Genomic DNA, 16,779 nt, shown 5'->3' on the forward strand with positions numbered 1-16,779 from the left:
CTATCGCAGCATGTTAAACAACCATGGTATTTGAACTGGACACGAACAGACTGGAGTTTCCACACCCAAGCTATGCAGAAGAAGATGGTTTACTCGCCGTAGGAGGAGATCTTTCGGTAGATCGTTTGCTACTGGCCTATAGTAACGGAATTTTTCCCTGGTTCAGCGATGACAGCCCGATACTTTGGTATGCCCCAGACCCCAGATTTGTGATCGATCCCTCCAAGGTCAAGATCAGCAAAAGCATGGCGAGTGTGCTCCGGAAAAAAACATTTTCCTTATCAATAGACCGCAGCTTTAAAGAAGTCATTCAGCTTTGCGCGACTATCAATAGAAAAGATCAGGCTGGAACCTGGATAACCCAGGGCATGATCCAAGCATACAGTAAACTTGCGGAGCTAGGTTATGCACATTCGGTGGAAGTATGGCAAGATGATATACTCGTTGGCGGGCTTTATGGCGTGTTAATCAATGGTGTCTTTTGTGGAGAAAGTATGTTTTCAAAAGTCGCCAACGCTTCGAAAGCGGCCCTGATTTATCTCGCCCAAGAAATTGAACTACATTTAATTGATTGCCAATTTCACACAGATCATTTGGAAAGCATGGGGGGTGAATACCTCTCCTTGACAGATTATTTAGCAATACTAACAAAAGACCAAAGACATGAGTAGTCCTTATCGTAAACATTTTGACATCGCTTCAACCGTAACCTACCTCACCACACCGGGATCCGGCTTACTTTCACGTGAAACAAAGGCTTGGCGCGCCAAAAGAGACCAAGATTTCTTTGACGCGAACAGTACCTTACGCGAACAGCAAGGTGCAACTTTAGATGCCTGTCGGGATACGCTCGGTAAATTTTTCAATTGCCCTTCCCAAAATGTCTTCTTATCAAGTTGTTTTTCCTTTGCCTTCAATGCACTATTGGCAGGTTTACCAAAACAATCGAAAGTGCTGCTATTAGACAATGATTATCCTTCAGTTAATTTTCCTACAATTATAAGCGGTTTTGAACATCAATTTGTCAGGATGGACGAACAGCTGGAAACGAATTTATTGGACACAATAGCAACATTTAAACCAGATGTCCTTATCCTTTCCATTGTTCAATATATTTCGGGATTAAAAATAGACCTATCTTTCATACAGGAATTAAAACATCAGCATCCCGACTTGCTGATCGTCGGTGACGGCACCCAGTTTTTGGGAACAGATCTTTTTGATTTCACGCTTTCGGGCTTTGACGCCGTATTATCCAGTGGATACAAATGGCTTATGGCTGGCTTTGGCAATGGATTTGTTCTCTTAAGTGACAGACTCAAAGCGATACTTTATGCGGATATCCAAAAAAATTACAGCTTCCTCAACAATCAATGGATGAATAAATCTGTGGTACAACTCTGTTTTGAACCTGGGCATTTGGACACCCTATCGCACGGCACCCTACAGCAGTCTCTGCTTCAATTGGAGGAATGGGGATTTTCCGAAACAGTGACCTATACCCAAAAATTGATCGCAGATGCCCGCGCTGAACTTGCCGACCGAAAACTGTTATTGGACAGCATCATCAATAGACGTCCGCAGAGCAATATTTTCAATATTCAGATCAACCCCGACAATTATCAAACTCTCTTAGATGAGGGCATAAAATGCTTTCCCCGAGGATCGGGGATCCGTGTTGGATTTCATTTATACAATGATCACTCGGATCTTGAGAAGCTACTATATATTATTGACACAAAAGTAAAGTAAACATGAAATTTAGAATAGGCGACTTAGTACGGTTTGTCGATGAGCCCATTGAGGGGCATATCACATCCATGCAGCCCAACGATATTGTAGGCGTTACAGACGACACTGGTTTTGAGATTCCGGTGCCCATGGATAAAATCACCCTTGTCTTCGGTAATATGCGTCGAGCAGATGATGAACTTGACCAGCATGCGACACCACTGACACCACATCGATTTATCGAAAAAGGAATACTTTTGGCAATTTCGGGAGATCACAAAGATGGACTTGCCAAATTACATATCATCAATGAAACCAGCTTTGAGCTACTGGTATCCGTAGCTGAAGCCACAGCGAATAAAGTGAAAGGTATTTTCAGCAATAAAATACCGCCGCACGATTCTATGCAGTTTTATACAGGCAACTTTGCAAATGTTGGGAAATGGCCTACCTTCCGTTTTCAGATCATACGGCATAGCGGTAGTTTGCAGGAACTAACCTCACCAATCAACAGAGAACAACGTGTACGTCCTGTAGACCTTACTAATCCAAAAGTGCTGAACGAAATTTTGGATGAAAAAATATGGTCCTACGAACTGGATAAGATTGAAGAGGATTTAGGACTGGACAAGCTGAAAAGTCATTTCATACCGCATCGTCCAAACAAAAAATAAGCTAGATGAATTTCATCTAGCTTATTTTTTGTTTGGTAAACGGCTTTATTTTATTCAGCCGTACCAGAAACCTTCTTGGTGCTCAACAATAATAGTACAATGCCAACCAAATAGACAATCCAGCCCCAGCGCATGTGCAGGGATTTAGAAAGCAATTTATCGGCAAATCCCCAGCCGAAATAATTATTGATCTTAAACCAGACTGCGGTTATACTCAATAGGTACCAGCAGGCAGCTAATCGCGTCATCCACTGATAGGCTCTTACTGCACGGACAAAAAACAAGAGGGCAGTCACCCCGAGTATAAGTAATGTAAGAAAGAACAAATAGGCATCTACCTGATATAAATTCCAATTTCCCTTAATAGGTACTTTTAAGAATGGTGTCATGCTAGACAAAAAAGAAATGACTAGTCCAACAATGGCAAAGTATTTTTTGATAATAATCATGGTTCAAATTCCTTTAAAACTGCTACGAATATAAGTTGAATATTGACACATATATAACTTGTATTTCACTTTTTGAAAAATTATTCTATTTTTAAGCGCAATTAACGCTTAGAACAAATAAAAAACAAGACTAATCCAAAGATCATCAATCATCTAGAATCTGGTTTTTCACTTGTTTAAAAGAAATGAATATAATTTTTAGCATTTAAGCCGAATAACAAACATGAAAAGAGAAGTTGAAGAAATCGCAACAGAACAACCTGCACAGCCTAATAAAAAGAGAAAGGTCTATATCATTATTGGCGCCGTGCTATTGGTTGTCCTAGCGGGTGGTGGATATTACAACTATAGCCATCGACAAGCTTTCGACGGCTTGCAGGTGGATAGTACTGCGACAGCTGTTGTGGGATTTGACAATGCGGATCCCAAAGATCTGGAAGATGCTGATGGTTGGAGTTCACTAGAAGACTATCAACACTGGAACAATGCAATATTCACTATTCCCGAATACGATAATATCCCGTTACGCTATAGAAGGGGTATTACAAAGATATTCATGGGTAATAACTACCTTGAACCTGTAGATGATAAACCTATATACAAGTTTACACGGATAAAAGATCGTGCTAAATCTGTTTTCTGTTATGGTAACTTTACCGATCGCAACGATTCAGACAGTTGGAATAAAGAAATGGCTTTCTTGGTAGAAAAGAACGACTACCAGAGCAGTGCTATCTGGATCATCTCTGCAAAAGGCGATATTTTATTCTGGAAGGAATATTCAAGCGAACTCCCACTCATTAACAGCTTCAAAAAGGGACAGAAAATTTTCATGGATGAAATGAAATTGGTGCCCGCTCCTGCCGATGGAATTATTGTCAAGAATAAAAGTTCCAAGTACGCATTGATTTACAATAAAAGCAGTAAAACTTTCGACAGCTATTACCAATACAGTGATAGTGAAATTCAGGAAGCTACTACTTCCGAAGAAGAGCCTTATGTGGAAGAATTGGAAGATGTCACCATCGACTCTACAGGGACGAACACGGGTATTAAAGAGTAGTTTATCGTATTTTATAACTTAAAATTTTCGTCACGACAGATCGTGACGAAAATCATTCAGCGCTACACTAAAATATAAAAAACTATGAAACAGCCATTTAAACATCAAAATCATCTATTTAAAATCTTTCTAAATTAATCCCTTTGACAGATTTTTGACACAAGCACAAAGCTTTTAAGCTACATTTGTACCGTTAAATATAAGCGAGGGATTAGAGCTTTGAAAAATCTTAAAGTATTAGCGTTTACTCATAAACATGTCGAACTAAAAGATCTAGGTAATCTAGTGATCTGCAATGAGGATTTAGAAAGTCGCCTCATCAATCTAAAGCATAGCCTAGACATTCCAGAGATCTTTTATATTGGTACTTGTAACCGAGTAGAGTTTGTATTTTATGGTGCTCACGAATTGACCCATGAATTCATTGCTGATTTTATGGGAAAATTGAACTTCTGTGTTCCTCAGGAAAGACTACAATGTTATTTAGGACAGGTCAATAAATACGAGGGTATGGATGCTTTAAATCACCTGCTTCGGATGTCATGCTCACTTGAAAGTCTTGTTGTTGGTGAAAAAGAAATTTTAGCACAGGTGCGTCGGGCTTATGATCGTTGTAGAGAAGCTGGTTTTACTGGAGATTTTCTACGTCTAATGATGGATCGCCTTGTAAAAACAGCTAAAGAAGTATACACCTATACTAAAATTTCCAGAAACCCAATTTCTGTTGTCTCTCTCGCCTATCGCAAATTGCGCGAACTAAAACTGGTTGAAAACCCTAGAATCGTTATCATCGGTTCTGGAGAAACCAATCAGAATTTAGCGAAATATTTCCAAAAGAACCAAAAAGCCAAGTTCGTTATTTTCAATCGTACAGTGGAGAATGCTAAAGCCTTAGCCGAAGAATTAAATGCTGAAGCTTACCCCCTAGCTGATATTGATCAATACAAAGAAGGCTTTGATATTCTGATTACTTGCACAGGTGCTCCGACCTCCATTATTGACAACACACTTTATCAATCCTTATTAAACGGAGAGACTGATAAGAAAATTATCATTGACTTAGCCGTTCCGAATGATATTGATGCTGAAGTTCTCCAAAATAATCCGATTCATTATATCGAAGTGAGCAGCTTACAAGCTATTGCAGAGAAAAACATCCAAGAGCGTTATAACGAATTGGAGAGTGCCGAAAAGATTATACAGGACAATATCCAAGAATTTTTACCTTTAATCAAACAGCGACGTATAGAGGTTGCCATGCGTGAGGTTCCTGAAAAGATTAAAGAAATTAAATCATTCGCGCTAAATGAGGTTTTTGCCCAAGAGGTTCAAGCCCTAACCCCCGAAGCGAGAGAAGTATTGGAAAAAGTCATCAACTATATGGAAAAGAAATATATCAAGGTTCCAATGGTTATGGCAAAAGAAATTTTGGTTAAAACTCCAGAAACGGAAAAAAATTAATACTAAGCTTCCTCTTCAAGCAGTTATATTCTATTACTTTTTGTTGCTTCCCTAGGTTTTTAACAACGCCTATTTAGCTGCATGAATCTGCTCCCGTCCCGCGGAGCTATCCTTTGACTGTTTCCTTTAAATTTCGGTTTATCAATTATTTCCTGACATATAATGACAGTAACGTGTCAACATATTCCTTCTATTTATTTATTTTTGCTCTGATAAATGGTATTAAACACATTTTTCCGAAATTGTTTATTTCCGGGGCTCAATTGAATCAAAAACACATGCTGTGCTAGTTGAATACGGGGCTACCGGTGGAACATCTTTGTGATTGTTTTAATAGGTAAAGTAAAATTAACGTGAATAGAAAACTAATTATTGGTACCCGGGGAAGCGTTCTTGCCATGTGGCAGGCAAATTTTGTAAAAGATCGATTGGCAGAAATCGGAATTGAAGCAGAATTAAAAGTCATTAAAACACAAGGGGATATCATTCAACACCTTCGTTTGGATAAATTAGAAGGCAAAGGATTTTTCACCAAAGAGCTTGAAGAGGAACTTTTAAGCGGGACCATTGATTTAGCTGTACACTCACATAAAGATTTACCTACGGTCAACCCTCCAGGATTGATCATTGCAGCGGTTTCTGAGCGCGAAGATCCCGCTGAATTATTGATTATCCACAAAGATTGTGTGGATATCAAAAAACGACTTTCATTAAAGCACAATGCGACTGTTGGAACATCATCCAACCGTAGAAAAGCGCAGATCTCTGCACTACGTCCTGATCTAGAATTTGACGATCTCCGTGGTAATTTACAGACAAGAATCCAGAAGCTACGTGATGAGCAATACGATGCTATCGTACTTGCAAAGGCAGGTATTAGCCGTATTGAAATGGATATTACAGATTTTCATGTGGAGGAGATTCCTCCTGTTGAAATTATCCCGGCACCAGCGCAAGGGGTACTGGCTATTCAGATCCGTGAAGTTGACAAGGAACTTTTTGATGCTTTACGGCCCTTAAACAATGAAGAAGTAGCAAAAACAATCTCTGTAGAACGTTTGGTATTAAATAAATTTGACGCAGGATGCCATGCGCCACTTGGCTGTTATTGCCGTAAAAGCGGTGATGAATATGAAGCTTGGGCCTCCATAGCTGAAACAAGTGAAGATTTTCCTGACCGTGTTTACCTTAGAGATACCGATGCTATACGTTTAGCGGAGCGCATTTTCAGCAAGTATGCAAAAGATAGAAAGTTGCCACAATCTGTATTTATCTCCCGAGAGGTAGACGAAAATTCCTATTTCGCAAGGGCAATGGCCAAACACAATATTACTATTGAAGGCCGCTCTTTGATCAAAATATTCCCTATCATCAACAAATTGGATCCTTTTATCCTAAAACACGTGGATTGGATTATATTTTCAAGCAAGAATGGCATTGAGCATTTTTTCAATTTAGAGCCACGTTTGAGCAAAAAGACCAAGATAGGTGTCATTGGCCGTGGCTCGGAAGAGATTTTGCGCAAATATGACCGCGTTGCTGATTTCTCTGGCGACAGTGAGGGCATCAATATGGAGGAAATTGCGAAGAAATTTGCTGAATTGGCCAATGGTGGTACCGTTCTTATTCCACGTGCGAAGGAATCTTTGGAGACGATCCAAAAAGCATTAAGCCCGGAGACGAAAATTATCAATATACCGGTATATGAAACGGTCTTAGAAGAAAATGTAGATCCATCCAATGCGGAGGTATTGGTCTTTACCAGTCCAAGCAATGTGGAAGCTTATTTTGCAGACAACCTACTGGAACCAGGCCAGAAAGTAATCTGTATTGGCCGCTCCACCGGTGCAAAGTTTGATGAGATGAATGTGCCTTATACACTTCCTTATTCTCCAGACGAGATCGGTCTTTCCGAAGCCGTTTTTGGATTGGAGTATTAGTTAATAAATAATTAAAAAAAATGTTACAACGTCCGAGAAGAAATCGTAAATCTGCCGTGATTCGCGACATGATTCAAGAGACACGTTTAGACGCGTCAAATTTGATTTTCCCACTTTTTATCGTCGATGGGCAAAATCAAAAAACTGAGGTTAAATCGATGCCTGGCATCTATCGCTATTCAATAGACAATCTATTGAAGGAAGTGGAAAGTTGCCTGAAGTTGGGCTTACGTTCATTTGATCTTTTCCCTAACATTGAAGAGTCATTAAAAGACAAGTATGCTACAGAAAGCTACCGTGATGGAAGTTTATACTTGCGTGCGATTGCTGCCGTAAAGAAAAATTTTCCGGAGGCTTGTATCGTAACGGATGTTGCCATGGACCCTTACAGCAGTGACGGGCACGATGGAATTGTCGAAAACGGTGAGATCCTAAACGATGAGACATTAGAGGTATTGGGCAAAATGGCCTTGGCACATGCGCAATCAGGTGCAGATATCATTGCCCCATCAGATATGATGGATGGCCGCATCGGTTACATCCGTGAGCTATTGGACCATAATGGTTTTACTAACGTTTCTTTGATGTCGTATACGGCAAAATATGCTTCGGCCTATTATGGTCCTTTTCGAGATGCCTTAGGCTCAGCGCCCAAACATGGCGATAAAAAGACCTACCAAATGAATCCTGCCAATGCAAAAGAGGCGCTTATCGAAGCACAGCTCGATGCACAGGAAGGAGCGGATTTTCTGATGGTAAAACCAGGACTTCCCTACTTGGATATCGTTAAACTTCTTGCAGACAACTTCGATCTACCAATTGCAGTATATAATGTCAGTGGAGAATATGCGATGTTAAAGGCCGCTATTCAAAACGGTTGGCTCGATGAGCGCGTCATACTGGAAACGCTATTGAGCTTCAGACGTGCAGGCGCTACGGCAATCTTATCCTATCACTCCAAAGAAGTACTGGAGAAAGGTTTTATTTAACAACTTCCAGATTATCTTCGATAATCTGAATATAACTAACAGAAGCTCGGGAATTCATTTTCGAGCTTCTGTTTTTTTTAAAGATATTATTTAAACCTTTTTACGACATTGCGGTCAAACAGAAAATTATAATCCGCCTTATTATGTTAAAAAGTATTATAATCAGCAGTTTCCTTTTATCGGCTTCTTCCATTCATGAAACTACCTTTTACTCCTTTTTGGAAGGCAATTGGATTGCGGACAACGCTAAGCTGAAATCAATCACATTCAATAAAAATGGTGACGCCTTATTTACCTTTTCAAATTCAAATCCTCAGAGTCCCCAAACCTCAATTCATCAGAAAGTAGATAGCATTGCTATATTAAATCGCAGAAAATTCAGTGGCTACTTTTTTAGTCCAAACCTTTTTGGAAAATATAATGATAACAAGACGGCTTTTGAGATTGAAATTAAGTCAGCAAATGAGATTATCCTGTTTGTCAATAAACAGGAAATAAAATTGCTGAAAAAAGAAGCTATTACTCAATTTAAATAGCTAATATCAGGCTATTATGGATTCCTTACGTTTCTATGAGACTTATCTTCTTAAAAAAAGATAACTTCGCATTCAAATACATAGACTATGCAAGCACCTGATATTTCAAGAGCAAAATCTGCTGAGCTATTTGAAAAAGCAAAACAATATTTCCCTGGAGGCGTAAATTCTCCTGTTAGGGCTTTCAAATCCGTATATGGTACCCCATTATTTATTGAGCGTGGCGATAAAGCACACCTGTGGGATGCTGACGGGAATGAATTCATCGATTTTTGTTGTTCATGGGGTCCCTTAATTTTAGGGCACAATAATGATCAAGTTCGTGAAGCTGTAGCGGCACAACTTGGGAAAGGCTTAAGTTTTGGCGCTCCTACTGCGCTGGAAAACCAGCTGGCAGAGCTGATTATCGAAAACAATAGGTTTATTGAGAAAATTCGCTTTGTCAGTTCCGGAACTGAGGCCGTAATGTCTGCGATCCGTTTGGCCAGAGGTTATACGAAACGCGATAAGATCATCAAATTTGATGGTTGTTATCATGGGCACTCCGATTCTCTTTTAGTGAAGGCAGGATCTGGTTTAGTTACTTTTGGTGAGACATCATCGGCTGGTGTACCTAAAGCATTTGCAGACGAAACCATTGTTATTGAGTTAAACGATAAACAAGCTTTAGAAGCTGCTTTTGCAGAATTTAACGGTCAGATTGCGGCAGTTATCATTGAGGGTATCCCTGCAAACAATGGTTTATTGTTGCAATCTAAGGAATATGTTCACTTCTTGCGGAATATCACCAAGGAACATGGTGCAATGTTGATTATGGATGAAGTGATCACAGGATTCCGTATTGGTTTTGAAGGTGCTTCAGCTTACTATGACGTACAACCAGATATTATCACCTATGGAAAAATTATTGGTGGTGGAATGCCTGTTGGCGCTTATGGAGCCTCAAAAGAATTGATGGCTTGTATATCTCCTGATGGTGCAGTTTACCAAGCCGGAACTTTATCCGGAAATCCAGTTGCTATGGCTGCCGGCATTGCCGCATTAGGTATCTTGGCACAAAAGGATTTCTACACAAATTTAAATGCCAAAACAGAAGCTTTCGTCAATGATATGCGTACTTATATTGCTGAGAAAGGGTATAAAGTTCAACTTTTCCATGTTGCTTCTATTTTTTGGTTTGCGTTCACAGAACAACAAGAAATTAAAAAAGCGAGTGAAATCGATCCTAAATCGATGGAATCTTATAAAATTATGCACCGCGAGTTGTTAAATCGCGGCGTGTATTTTGGTCCTTCAGGCTATGAAGTAGGCTTTGTTTCTGATGCGCATACAGCAGCAGATCTTGAACAGGCAAAAAAACATATTTTCGATGCTTTAGACATTGTCTTTAGTGCATAAAATCAAACTACTATAAAAAAAGCCCTCCAGTATATTACTAGAGAGCTTTTTTTATGAGTTAGTGGAAGTGTAGGCCTGCATCAACGTGCTTATTACAGTTTGTTTGCCAACTTCTTATCTTTAGATTTCATCTTATTTAGTCCGGCAATAAGTTCATCCAATGAAAACTTACCTTTGATATCCATAAATACACTTTCATCTTCGTTATCATGAACCAGTAGAGAAACCCGCTGAATAACATTATTCTTATCAATACGCGCATTCAGCGAAATCTCCTGTCCATCCGTGTTAATAACCAGTAATTCCTCAAATTTGTTCTTCTTCAAAAACTTATGGTAATCGTCCAAAATCCGTGCATTCTTCGTTTTATCATTATTTGATAGTGTCAGCATTCTGAACTTCTTTAATTTCTTTACAATTTCGACCATTGCACGAGACTCTTCATCATTATCATCCTTTAAGGCTTTTTTCATAAAGGGTTTTGTTAACCAAATCGGTAAATTAATGGCAACAATCTCAGCATCGTCAGATACATTAGACCGGCTGACGAAGTCCATATTGGAAGCTTTTTTTATCATGCATGACTGCATGGAGAGAAGAACGCCAACTAGGCACAACAAGGTTAGTAATCTTTTCATAATCTTCTACTTTTTGCTGTTATCACCTTTATTCTTACTCACTTTATTGTTCCCTTCGTTGACCAAGCTAGTCACGTCTTTCAACGGTATAGCCCCGTCAAGGATCATAAATAGATTTTGCCCATCTCCGTTGATCGTAAGTAACAGATTGTTTAGGATATCGGCATTTGCAGATATATTTTCCACCATGAACCGGATATCCTGGCCCTCATTATTGAGCGACATGAGTTCTTCATATTTTAAATTTGAAACAGCCCCCTGAATAATACCTGTTAAGGCTTTATCTTCTCCATCTTCGACAATCAGCATCCGCAACGATTTAACATTCTTAAGTAGTGGTGTAATTGTCTGCATATCCTCATCGTCTATTTTCAAATTACCCAATAGTTTGAACATCGGCGCGCCTATTTTGAGTGTTGTCACGCCTTTTTTTCCTTGATATTGTTCAAAAAGTTTATCCAATTTTGAAATTTGTGCATTTGCCATACTTGCTACAAGTAGAAGGCAAGCTATTAAAAAACCTTTCATTTTATTTTAGTTAATCGTTATTGACATTTGTTTTATATTCATTGCTTTATCTACGCCATTTTCCAGATTATTTGCCAGTAAGCCTAAAGATTTTAGCGTCAATTCAACAGCTTCCTGTTCGTTAGCGACAGGCTTCCCATTCAAAACAACATAGTCTGCCTGGTAGGATGCACTTTCGACAGACTGCAGACCTTCAGCAACCATTTCCTTCTTTTCAGTCCATTCCATCGCTTGTTTTTTAACCTTAGGACGTTTGACCGTTTTTGCTAGCTGTAAGGACCTACCGCTTTCCACCGAACGGCTCCCATCATTAGAATTGGAAACTCCCGCTTCTGCATTTTGTTGTTCGATCAGCTTCTTGTCCACGGGTTTCAGTGCTTTCATTTCCTTTTCGGCAAGTACCGGTACTTGAGTTGTTGACTCCTGATTTAGGAATAGTGCAATTCCAATAGCCATCAACAACATGGCTGCTGCAGCATATTTTATCCAGCGATTATTCCACCATACAATACGTTTCTTATCCTCATTGATCTCACTTTGGAAGTCCTCAAAGGACCAGTCCATTGTCGTATTCTTTTCCTGATTCAATGATTGAAAAAAAGCGTCATCCGAGCTTTTCAATGCTCTTTCTTCCTCTAATGACGACTGGCCATTAAAGTACTTCTCTTCCAATTCTTTTAATTTCTTATCTTTCATCACTGTGCATCTTATTTTCAAATACGATGAAACAATCGGGTTTATTTTTTACCTGAATAAATCCGCGTGGTTTCATAATCGAATAATTTTGTCAATTGCTCTTTTACCTTCTGTCTAGCACGCATCAGATTAACTCTGACCGCAGACTCGCCCATCTCCAATACTTCACTGATTTCATCGATGTCATAATCCTCCACATCGCGCAGATGCATAACAAGCCGTTGTTTTTCGGGAAGGGAATTGATCATCTCCAGGATAATTTCTTTCGTATTCCCAACAGTATGTTCCGTCATGGTAACAACCTGATGCTGCTCAACAAAGTCTGCCCTGACCTTATCTCTTTTTAGACGATTAAGCGCTTCATTTTTCACACTCTGCATGCAGAAGGCTTCCATATTTTTATATTGAAGCAGCTGATCTTTTAATTGCCACAACCGCATCATCACATTTTGTACTGCATCGAAAGCCTCATCATCATCAACCAAGATCCGTTTCGCAAAGCGAAATAGCTTATCCTTATGGATGAAAACGGTATTTTTAAATTGCTCTTGGTTCATATTATCGTCAATATAGAGACTTACGCTATTTTAATCTTCTAATCGGCTTTTGCTCCATCTCCATATCACCCGTGCCTTTTATATAATCAAGACATTTCAGCTTACCGATTTATTACATCTAATATGACTATTTTTTTAAAAATATTTAGTTCACTGTATATTAAACTTAAATGAGTAGCCCAGAAGCCCTATTTTTGACCTTACGACAAACAAAATAGGTACATAGACTGTTACTTAAGATGCTGAATGATTAAAAAATTAAACAAAAAAATTATGAAGTATTACAGAATTACAGGTATTACTGCTGCAGTAGCGCTCCTAATAGGTGCCATTGGATGTAACAACTCTTCTACGAAAAGTACAGATGGAGCTGACTCAAGCAGCAGTATAGACACAAATACTGCACAAAAAATGGACTCTATCAATGTCAGTCCTATTGCAGACTCGAAAGAATTTCCTGGAGCTGATCTGCAGATCGCCTCAATCACTGCAGAAAAGGTAGGAACAGACTCCGCAAAAGTAACTGTAAAATATGCAATTAAGAATTTCAAATTAACAGAGATGACTGATGATGCCCATGCTGCCCATATGGCGAATTCGCATGATGGACAACATATTCATTTTATTTTAGACAATAAACCTTATACGGCTCTATACAAGCCCGAGAATTCCGTAACCGTACCGTTAAATTCGGAACATTACCTGCTCTCGTTTTTATCAAGATCCTATCATGAATCCATAAAAACCACTGAAGCTTCTAAATTGGTAAAATTTAAGATTGATGCAACGGGTAAATTGACGACAGATGCAACACCAAAGGAACCATCGCTTTTCTATTCCCGACCTAAAGGTGAATATAAAGGAGATGAGACAAAAAGTCTACTGTTAGATTTTTACCTAGTCAATACCAAACTTGCTCCAGACGGCAACAAGGTAATTGCAGATATCAATGGCCAAACATTTACATTGGACAAATGGGGGCCATATGAGATAAAAGGCCTGCCAATAGGCAACAACAAAGTAAAATTGACCCTAGTAGATAAGGATGGTAATGCTGTTACAGGAGATAATGTTTCGGTAGAACGTGATATTAAACTATCTGAAAAATAGAAATAGGTTATAACAAGTAAAAGAGCCGCACTTCAAATACCTGCAGCTCTTTTACTATCACTTCATCAAATGAATTGTACATTCCGTACATATGTTTAGTGCCTTCTATTTAAGGCAATTTATCAAAATCAATTTTCGGAGCCGTATTTTTATTAACGAATTGGAATTTACTTCCAGGCTTAACAATTTCGTTAAAGAAACCACCATTTCTAAGAAAATACCCATTTTTCGTTTTTCCACCCATCGCATCAATACGCTGATTGGCACGATATGTATTGTCGACACTGAATGAAGCCTCTTGCACTGCCTTCCACTGCCCATCATAAACCCATTGATTGCCAAACTCGACCTTTCTGCCCAAGTAACCTTGATTAGGGCTAAAATTCTCCAAGAAACTGTGGAAGCGTTTTAGATAGGTGTTTGTCTGCGGACGTTTGAAGCTTGCGATTACATTCCATGCATTTTCTTCAGGTACAAAAAACCAAGCTGTATAGTCGGTATTTCCTTCTCCGTCGGGCACACCTTTCAAGAGAAACTTATAGGTTACACCTGCTTTCCAAAAGTACTTGCGGTAACTCTGTCCGCCTGACCCTTCATTTCCGAACTCGCCCGAATGCACGTCCTTTCCTTTTTTTAGCAGATGGATTTTTTGCTCGTCTGGAATACTTTTCGGATCATCTGTATGGAATGGACTCCATACGGAAAATAAAATACGTCGCTCGGTTTCTGAATTAACCTGTATACCAAAGTAGCCTTCTCCGAAACCATTCGCCATAAAATAGGAACCAACTTTATCTTCACCTTTAGGGACGGTTACTTCATTATAATAGTAACTCACGTTGCCCTCCGTAGGAACGGTATAATTAAGATGACAGGAAGGTCCTCTTCGGGACCAGTAGTAATAGTCCGGGTTATCAGAATAGATAAGTCCTTCTGACGCGGCTTCACCGCTAACAAGTAGTTCTGTCACATTAGCAAAATTACTGCCCGATTTACTGACTCCTTTTAGGTTGACCCGAACATAACCGGGACCCTTTATTTCAATGGACAGCGGAGCTGTTTCGATAAGTTCAGTCCCTTCAACATCTACAACAGTTTTTTTTCCTTGTGCGTCAATTTCTATTTTAGATTTCCCAGCATCATTTTTCGCTTTCAGCTTTAATGTCAATTTCCCTGCTTTCTGAGCACGAAAATAAACCGACGCAACTTCCTTGTCGCTTGACCATTTTACCAGGCCATTACGACCGGAAATTTCCGCATCACCGGCTTGCCCTGCAGTAATGAACGCATTCCCGGCAAGAGGAACAGCATACGTCTTCTCTGCTGTCTGCGCAATACTGCTTATCGAAAGACAGGATAAAGCTCCCATAAAGAGATACTGGATAAAGTGTTTTCTTTTCATACTTTATTTTTTTTTATCAATTTATATATCAACCTTAAGTTAGTTATACTACCTGCGGTTATTCATGTTCGCCATAAACTCGATATACTATTATACTCGAGTACCTCGTGAAACCGACTTCTTTATTAGTTCTGAATTCAATTTATCAACTATCTTTCTGCTCCACCTTACTATTGAATAAAGATGGTATCGGTTTGTGAAACTGGATTATTTAATGAAGATAGGGCTTAGATTTACAGAAAAAGAAAGAAAATGTATATCAATCGATTGTGTAAAAAAACAGCAATATAATCGAATTGACTCTTGTTTATTTGCCCAACATGGACTTCCTCTTCTTAAGTTAATGAACTTGAGCAGTTGATGCAAAATGATGATCCATTTTTTTCATAAACGACATGTTATGGTTCATAACCGGATAATCTATGGTTCGAAACACCGATTCATAAAAAAAGTGAAGGGTAGACCCTTCACTTTTCCACACGATGTTAATAAAATGTTGAAAACCTTATTTCGCTTTCAGGCCATCCTCAAATTATTCCCATCTTGTTAATATCGCTGTTTAATATCCTAAAAAGGGTTAAAAACCAACGCTTTTCAAGTTTAATCCTGTACGCTCATCTAAACCGAACATTAAGTTCATATTTTGTACAGCTTGACCGGATGCCCCTTTCAGCAAATTATCGGTTGCATTTAAAATAAGTAGCTTATTTCCGTGTTTTTCGAGGTGGATAATACTTTTATTTGTATTAACGACCTGTTTGAGATCAATATTTTTAGGACTAACATGTGTAAAAGGATGAGCGGCATAATAGCTCTCATACAAGGCGTAGGCCTGCTCTTCAGACAAATCGGTGTCTACATAAATTGCCGAGAAAATTCCCCGGGCAAAATCTCCACGTTGTGGAACAAAATTAATTTTTGCTGCTGCACGTTCCAACAACGATCCTTCTGACACCGGTAAAAATCCCACTTGCAGCTGATCCAAAGACTCTGAAATTTCCTGTAAATGCTGGTGTTCAAAAGATTTGTAAGCAGAAAGATTATTGTTACGCCAGGAAAAATGCGTGGTTGCACCCGGTTTTTGCCCCGCTCCTGTTGATCCAGTCGTTGCATTAACATGGATTTGATCAGGTAATAAGCCTTTACTCGCTAATGGCAATAAAGCCAATTGGATATTTGTTGCAAAGCATCCTGGATTAGCAATATACTGAGCTGTTTTGATTGCTTCTTTGTTTAGTTCCGGAAGCCCATACACAAATTGTTGCCCTTGATAAGCCGTATTCGCACGAAGACGATAATCTTGTGAAAGATCAATAATCTTTACGGACGCATCGATCGGATTTGCATCTAAAAATTTGCGTGCATCTCCATGGCCCACACATAAAAACAAGACATCAATCGCAGAGTGAAAGTCGGAAGAGAATGTCAATTCAGTATCGCCAAGTAAATCATTGTGCACTTCATATAACTTATTTCCTGCATTGGAAGCACTATTAGCAAATACGATTTCCACCTCAGGATGATAAATCAATACACGTAATAATTCACCACCAGTATATCCTGCCGAACCAATTATTCCTACTCTTATCATTTTTTTGAATTTAGAA

General features: G+C 39.0%; 17 protein-coding genes. 10 read left to right on the plus strand and 7 right to left on the minus strand.

Annotated features, from left to right (window positions below; translation table 11 throughout):
- The first annotated feature begins 23 nt into the window (after positions 1 to 23).
- The 3 genes from aat to M2419_RS21525 are packed head-to-tail and all read left to right on the plus strand — an operon-like array spanning position 24 to position 2,405.
- Positions 24 to 671, plus strand: a complete 648-nt coding sequence (gene aat, locus M2419_RS21515) for a leucyl/phenylalanyl-tRNA--protein transferase (protein WP_259255582.1) — start codon at positions 24 to 26, stop codon at positions 669 to 671.
- Positions 664 to 1,752 carry an aminotransferase class V-fold PLP-dependent enzyme gene (locus M2419_RS21520; RefSeq protein WP_259255584.1) on the plus strand — a complete coding sequence of 363 codons (1,089 nt, stop codon included), beginning with the start codon at positions 664 to 666 and terminating at the stop codon, positions 1,750 to 1,752. Before aat ends, M2419_RS21520 begins: the two co-directional genes overlap by 8 nt.
- Before the next feature lie 2 nt (positions 1,753 to 1,754).
- A complete protein-coding gene (locus M2419_RS21525) occupies positions 1,755 to 2,405 on the plus strand; it encodes a hypothetical protein (protein WP_259255585.1) in 651 nt (216 codons plus the stop codon).
- A 50-nt stretch (positions 2,406 to 2,455) separates the two neighbouring features.
- On the opposite strand, the gene M2419_RS21530 is transcribed toward M2419_RS21525, so the two are convergent.
- Positions 2,456 to 2,854: a hypothetical protein gene (locus M2419_RS21530; protein ID WP_259255587.1), complete on the minus strand. Its 399-nt coding sequence runs from the start codon at positions 2,852 to 2,854 to the stop codon at positions 2,456 to 2,458.
- Between the two features lie 223 nt (positions 2,855 to 3,077).
- On the opposite strand from M2419_RS21530, the gene M2419_RS21535 reads away from it, so the two are divergent.
- From M2419_RS21535 to hemL, 6 genes are all read left to right on the plus strand, one after another.
- Complete coding sequence (locus M2419_RS21535; RefSeq protein ID WP_259255588.1) at positions 3,078 to 3,917, plus strand: hypothetical protein; 840 nt, start codon at positions 3,078 to 3,080, stop codon at positions 3,915 to 3,917.
- A 219-nt stretch (positions 3,918 to 4,136) separates the two neighbouring features.
- Positions 4,137 to 5,378 carry a glutamyl-tRNA reductase gene (hemA, locus tag M2419_RS21540; protein ID WP_259255589.1) on the plus strand — a complete coding sequence of 414 codons (1,242 nt, stop codon included), beginning with the start codon at positions 4,137 to 4,139 and terminating at the stop codon, positions 5,376 to 5,378.
- Between the two features lie 353 nt (positions 5,379 to 5,731).
- The gene (hemC, locus tag M2419_RS21545) at positions 5,732 to 7,318 is read left to right on the plus strand and encodes a hydroxymethylbilane synthase (protein WP_259255590.1); all 1,587 of its coding nucleotides are present in this window, start codon (positions 5,732 to 5,734) and stop codon (positions 7,316 to 7,318) included.
- Between the two features lie 20 nt (positions 7,319 to 7,338).
- A complete protein-coding gene (gene hemB / locus M2419_RS21550; protein WP_070561999.1) occupies positions 7,339 to 8,307 on the plus strand; it encodes a porphobilinogen synthase in 969 nt (322 codons plus the stop codon).
- 143 nt (positions 8,308 to 8,450) lie between these two features.
- Complete coding sequence (locus M2419_RS21555) at positions 8,451 to 8,843, plus strand: hypothetical protein (RefSeq protein ID WP_259255591.1); 393 nt, start codon at positions 8,451 to 8,453, stop codon at positions 8,841 to 8,843.
- 87 nt (positions 8,844 to 8,930) lie between these two features.
- Positions 8,931 to 10,241, plus strand: a complete 1,311-nt coding sequence (hemL, locus tag M2419_RS21560) for a glutamate-1-semialdehyde 2,1-aminomutase (protein ID WP_259255592.1) — start codon at positions 8,931 to 8,933, stop codon at positions 10,239 to 10,241.
- Positions 10,242 to 10,333: 92 nt separating this feature from the next.
- Here the strand turns inward: hemL and M2419_RS21565 are convergent, their stop codons facing one another.
- From M2419_RS21565 to M2419_RS21580, 4 genes are read right to left on the minus strand one after another with little or no spacing between them, the layout of a single operon-like run.
- On the minus strand, positions 10,334 to 10,879 hold the full coding sequence (locus M2419_RS21565) for a DUF4252 domain-containing protein (protein ID WP_259255593.1): 546 nt from the start codon (positions 10,877 to 10,879) through the stop codon (positions 10,334 to 10,336).
- A gap of 6 nt (positions 10,880 to 10,885) precedes the next feature.
- Positions 10,886 to 11,407 carry a DUF4252 domain-containing protein gene (locus M2419_RS21570; protein WP_259255595.1) on the minus strand — a complete coding sequence of 174 codons (522 nt, stop codon included), beginning with the start codon at positions 11,405 to 11,407 and terminating at the stop codon, positions 10,886 to 10,888.
- 6 nt (positions 11,408 to 11,413) lie between these two features.
- Positions 11,414 to 12,103, minus strand: a complete 690-nt coding sequence (locus M2419_RS21575; protein ID WP_259255596.1) for a hypothetical protein — start codon at positions 12,101 to 12,103, stop codon at positions 11,414 to 11,416.
- A gap of 41 nt (positions 12,104 to 12,144) precedes the next feature.
- Complete coding sequence (locus M2419_RS21580) at positions 12,145 to 12,660, minus strand: RNA polymerase sigma factor (RefSeq protein ID WP_259255597.1); 516 nt, start codon at positions 12,658 to 12,660, stop codon at positions 12,145 to 12,147.
- A gap of 273 nt (positions 12,661 to 12,933) precedes the next feature.
- Between M2419_RS21580 and M2419_RS21585 the strand changes: the two genes are divergently transcribed.
- Positions 12,934 to 13,770, plus strand: coding sequence for a hypothetical protein (locus tag M2419_RS21585; RefSeq protein WP_259255598.1), 837 nt, complete (start codon positions 12,934 to 12,936; stop codon positions 13,768 to 13,770).
- Between the two features lie 109 nt (positions 13,771 to 13,879).
- On the opposite strand, the gene M2419_RS21590 is transcribed toward M2419_RS21585, so the two are convergent.
- The gene (locus M2419_RS21590; RefSeq protein WP_259255599.1) at positions 13,880 to 15,172 is read right to left on the minus strand and encodes a DUF3472 domain-containing protein; all 1,293 of its coding nucleotides are present in this window, start codon (positions 15,170 to 15,172) and stop codon (positions 13,880 to 13,882) included.
- Positions 15,173 to 15,749: 577 nt separating this feature from the next.
- Entirely contained in the window at positions 15,750 to 16,763 is a 1,014-nt protein-coding gene (gene argC / locus M2419_RS21595) for an N-acetyl-gamma-glutamyl-phosphate reductase (RefSeq protein WP_259255600.1), read from the minus strand.
- Positions 16,764 to 16,779 lie beyond the last annotated feature (16 nt).

This window comes from Sphingobacterium sp. BIGb0116, from assembly GCF_024808035.1.
Lineage (GTDB): Bacteria > Bacteroidota > Bacteroidia > Sphingobacteriales > Sphingobacteriaceae > Sphingobacterium > Sphingobacterium paramultivorum.

What these genes read in the sequence shown, in the direction of transcription:
- M2419_RS21525 (WP_259255585.1), top strand. Translation starts at nt 1,755, where the DNA reads ATGAAATTTAGAATAGGCGACTTAGTACGGTTTGTCGATGAGCCCATT.
- M2419_RS21555 (WP_259255591.1), top strand. Translation starts at nt 8,451, where the DNA reads ATGTTAAAAAGTATTATAATCAGCAGTTTCCTTTTATCGGCTTCTTCC.
- M2419_RS21570 (WP_259255595.1), bottom strand. Translation starts at nt 11,407, where the DNA reads ATGAAAGGTTTTTTAATAGCTTGCCTTCTACTTGTAGCAAGTATGGCA.
- M2419_RS21520 (WP_259255584.1), top strand. Translation starts at nt 664, where the DNA reads ATGAGTAGTCCTTATCGTAAACATTTTGACATCGCTTCAACCGTAACC.
- M2419_RS21575 (WP_259255596.1), bottom strand. Translation starts at nt 12,103, where the DNA reads ATGAAAGATAAGAAATTAAAAGAATTGGAAGAGAAGTACTTTAATGGC.
- M2419_RS21590 (WP_259255599.1), bottom strand. Translation starts at nt 15,172, where the DNA reads ATGAAAAGAAAACACTTTATCCAGTATCTCTTTATGGGAGCTTTATCC.
- argC (WP_259255600.1), bottom strand. Translation starts at nt 16,763, where the DNA reads ATGATAAGAGTAGGAATAATTGGTTCGGCAGGATATACTGGTGGTGAA.
- M2419_RS21565 (WP_259255593.1), bottom strand. Translation starts at nt 10,879, where the DNA reads ATGAAAAGATTACTAACCTTGTTGTGCCTAGTTGGCGTTCTTCTCTCC.
- M2419_RS21585 (WP_259255598.1), top strand. Translation starts at nt 12,934, where the DNA reads ATGAAGTATTACAGAATTACAGGTATTACTGCTGCAGTAGCGCTCCTA.
- M2419_RS21535 (WP_259255588.1), top strand. Translation starts at nt 3,078, where the DNA reads ATGAAAAGAGAAGTTGAAGAAATCGCAACAGAACAACCTGCACAGCCT.
- M2419_RS21530 (WP_259255587.1), bottom strand. Translation starts at nt 2,854, where the DNA reads ATGATTATTATCAAAAAATACTTTGCCATTGTTGGACTAGTCATTTCT.
- aat (WP_259255582.1), top strand. Translation starts at nt 24, where the DNA reads ATGGTATTTGAACTGGACACGAACAGACTGGAGTTTCCACACCCAAGC.
- hemL (WP_259255592.1), top strand. Translation starts at nt 8,931, where the DNA reads ATGCAAGCACCTGATATTTCAAGAGCAAAATCTGCTGAGCTATTTGAA.
- hemB (WP_070561999.1), top strand. Translation starts at nt 7,339, where the DNA reads ATGTTACAACGTCCGAGAAGAAATCGTAAATCTGCCGTGATTCGCGAC.
- M2419_RS21580 (WP_259255597.1), bottom strand. Translation starts at nt 12,660, where the DNA reads ATGAACCAAGAGCAATTTAAAAATACCGTTTTCATCCATAAGGATAAG.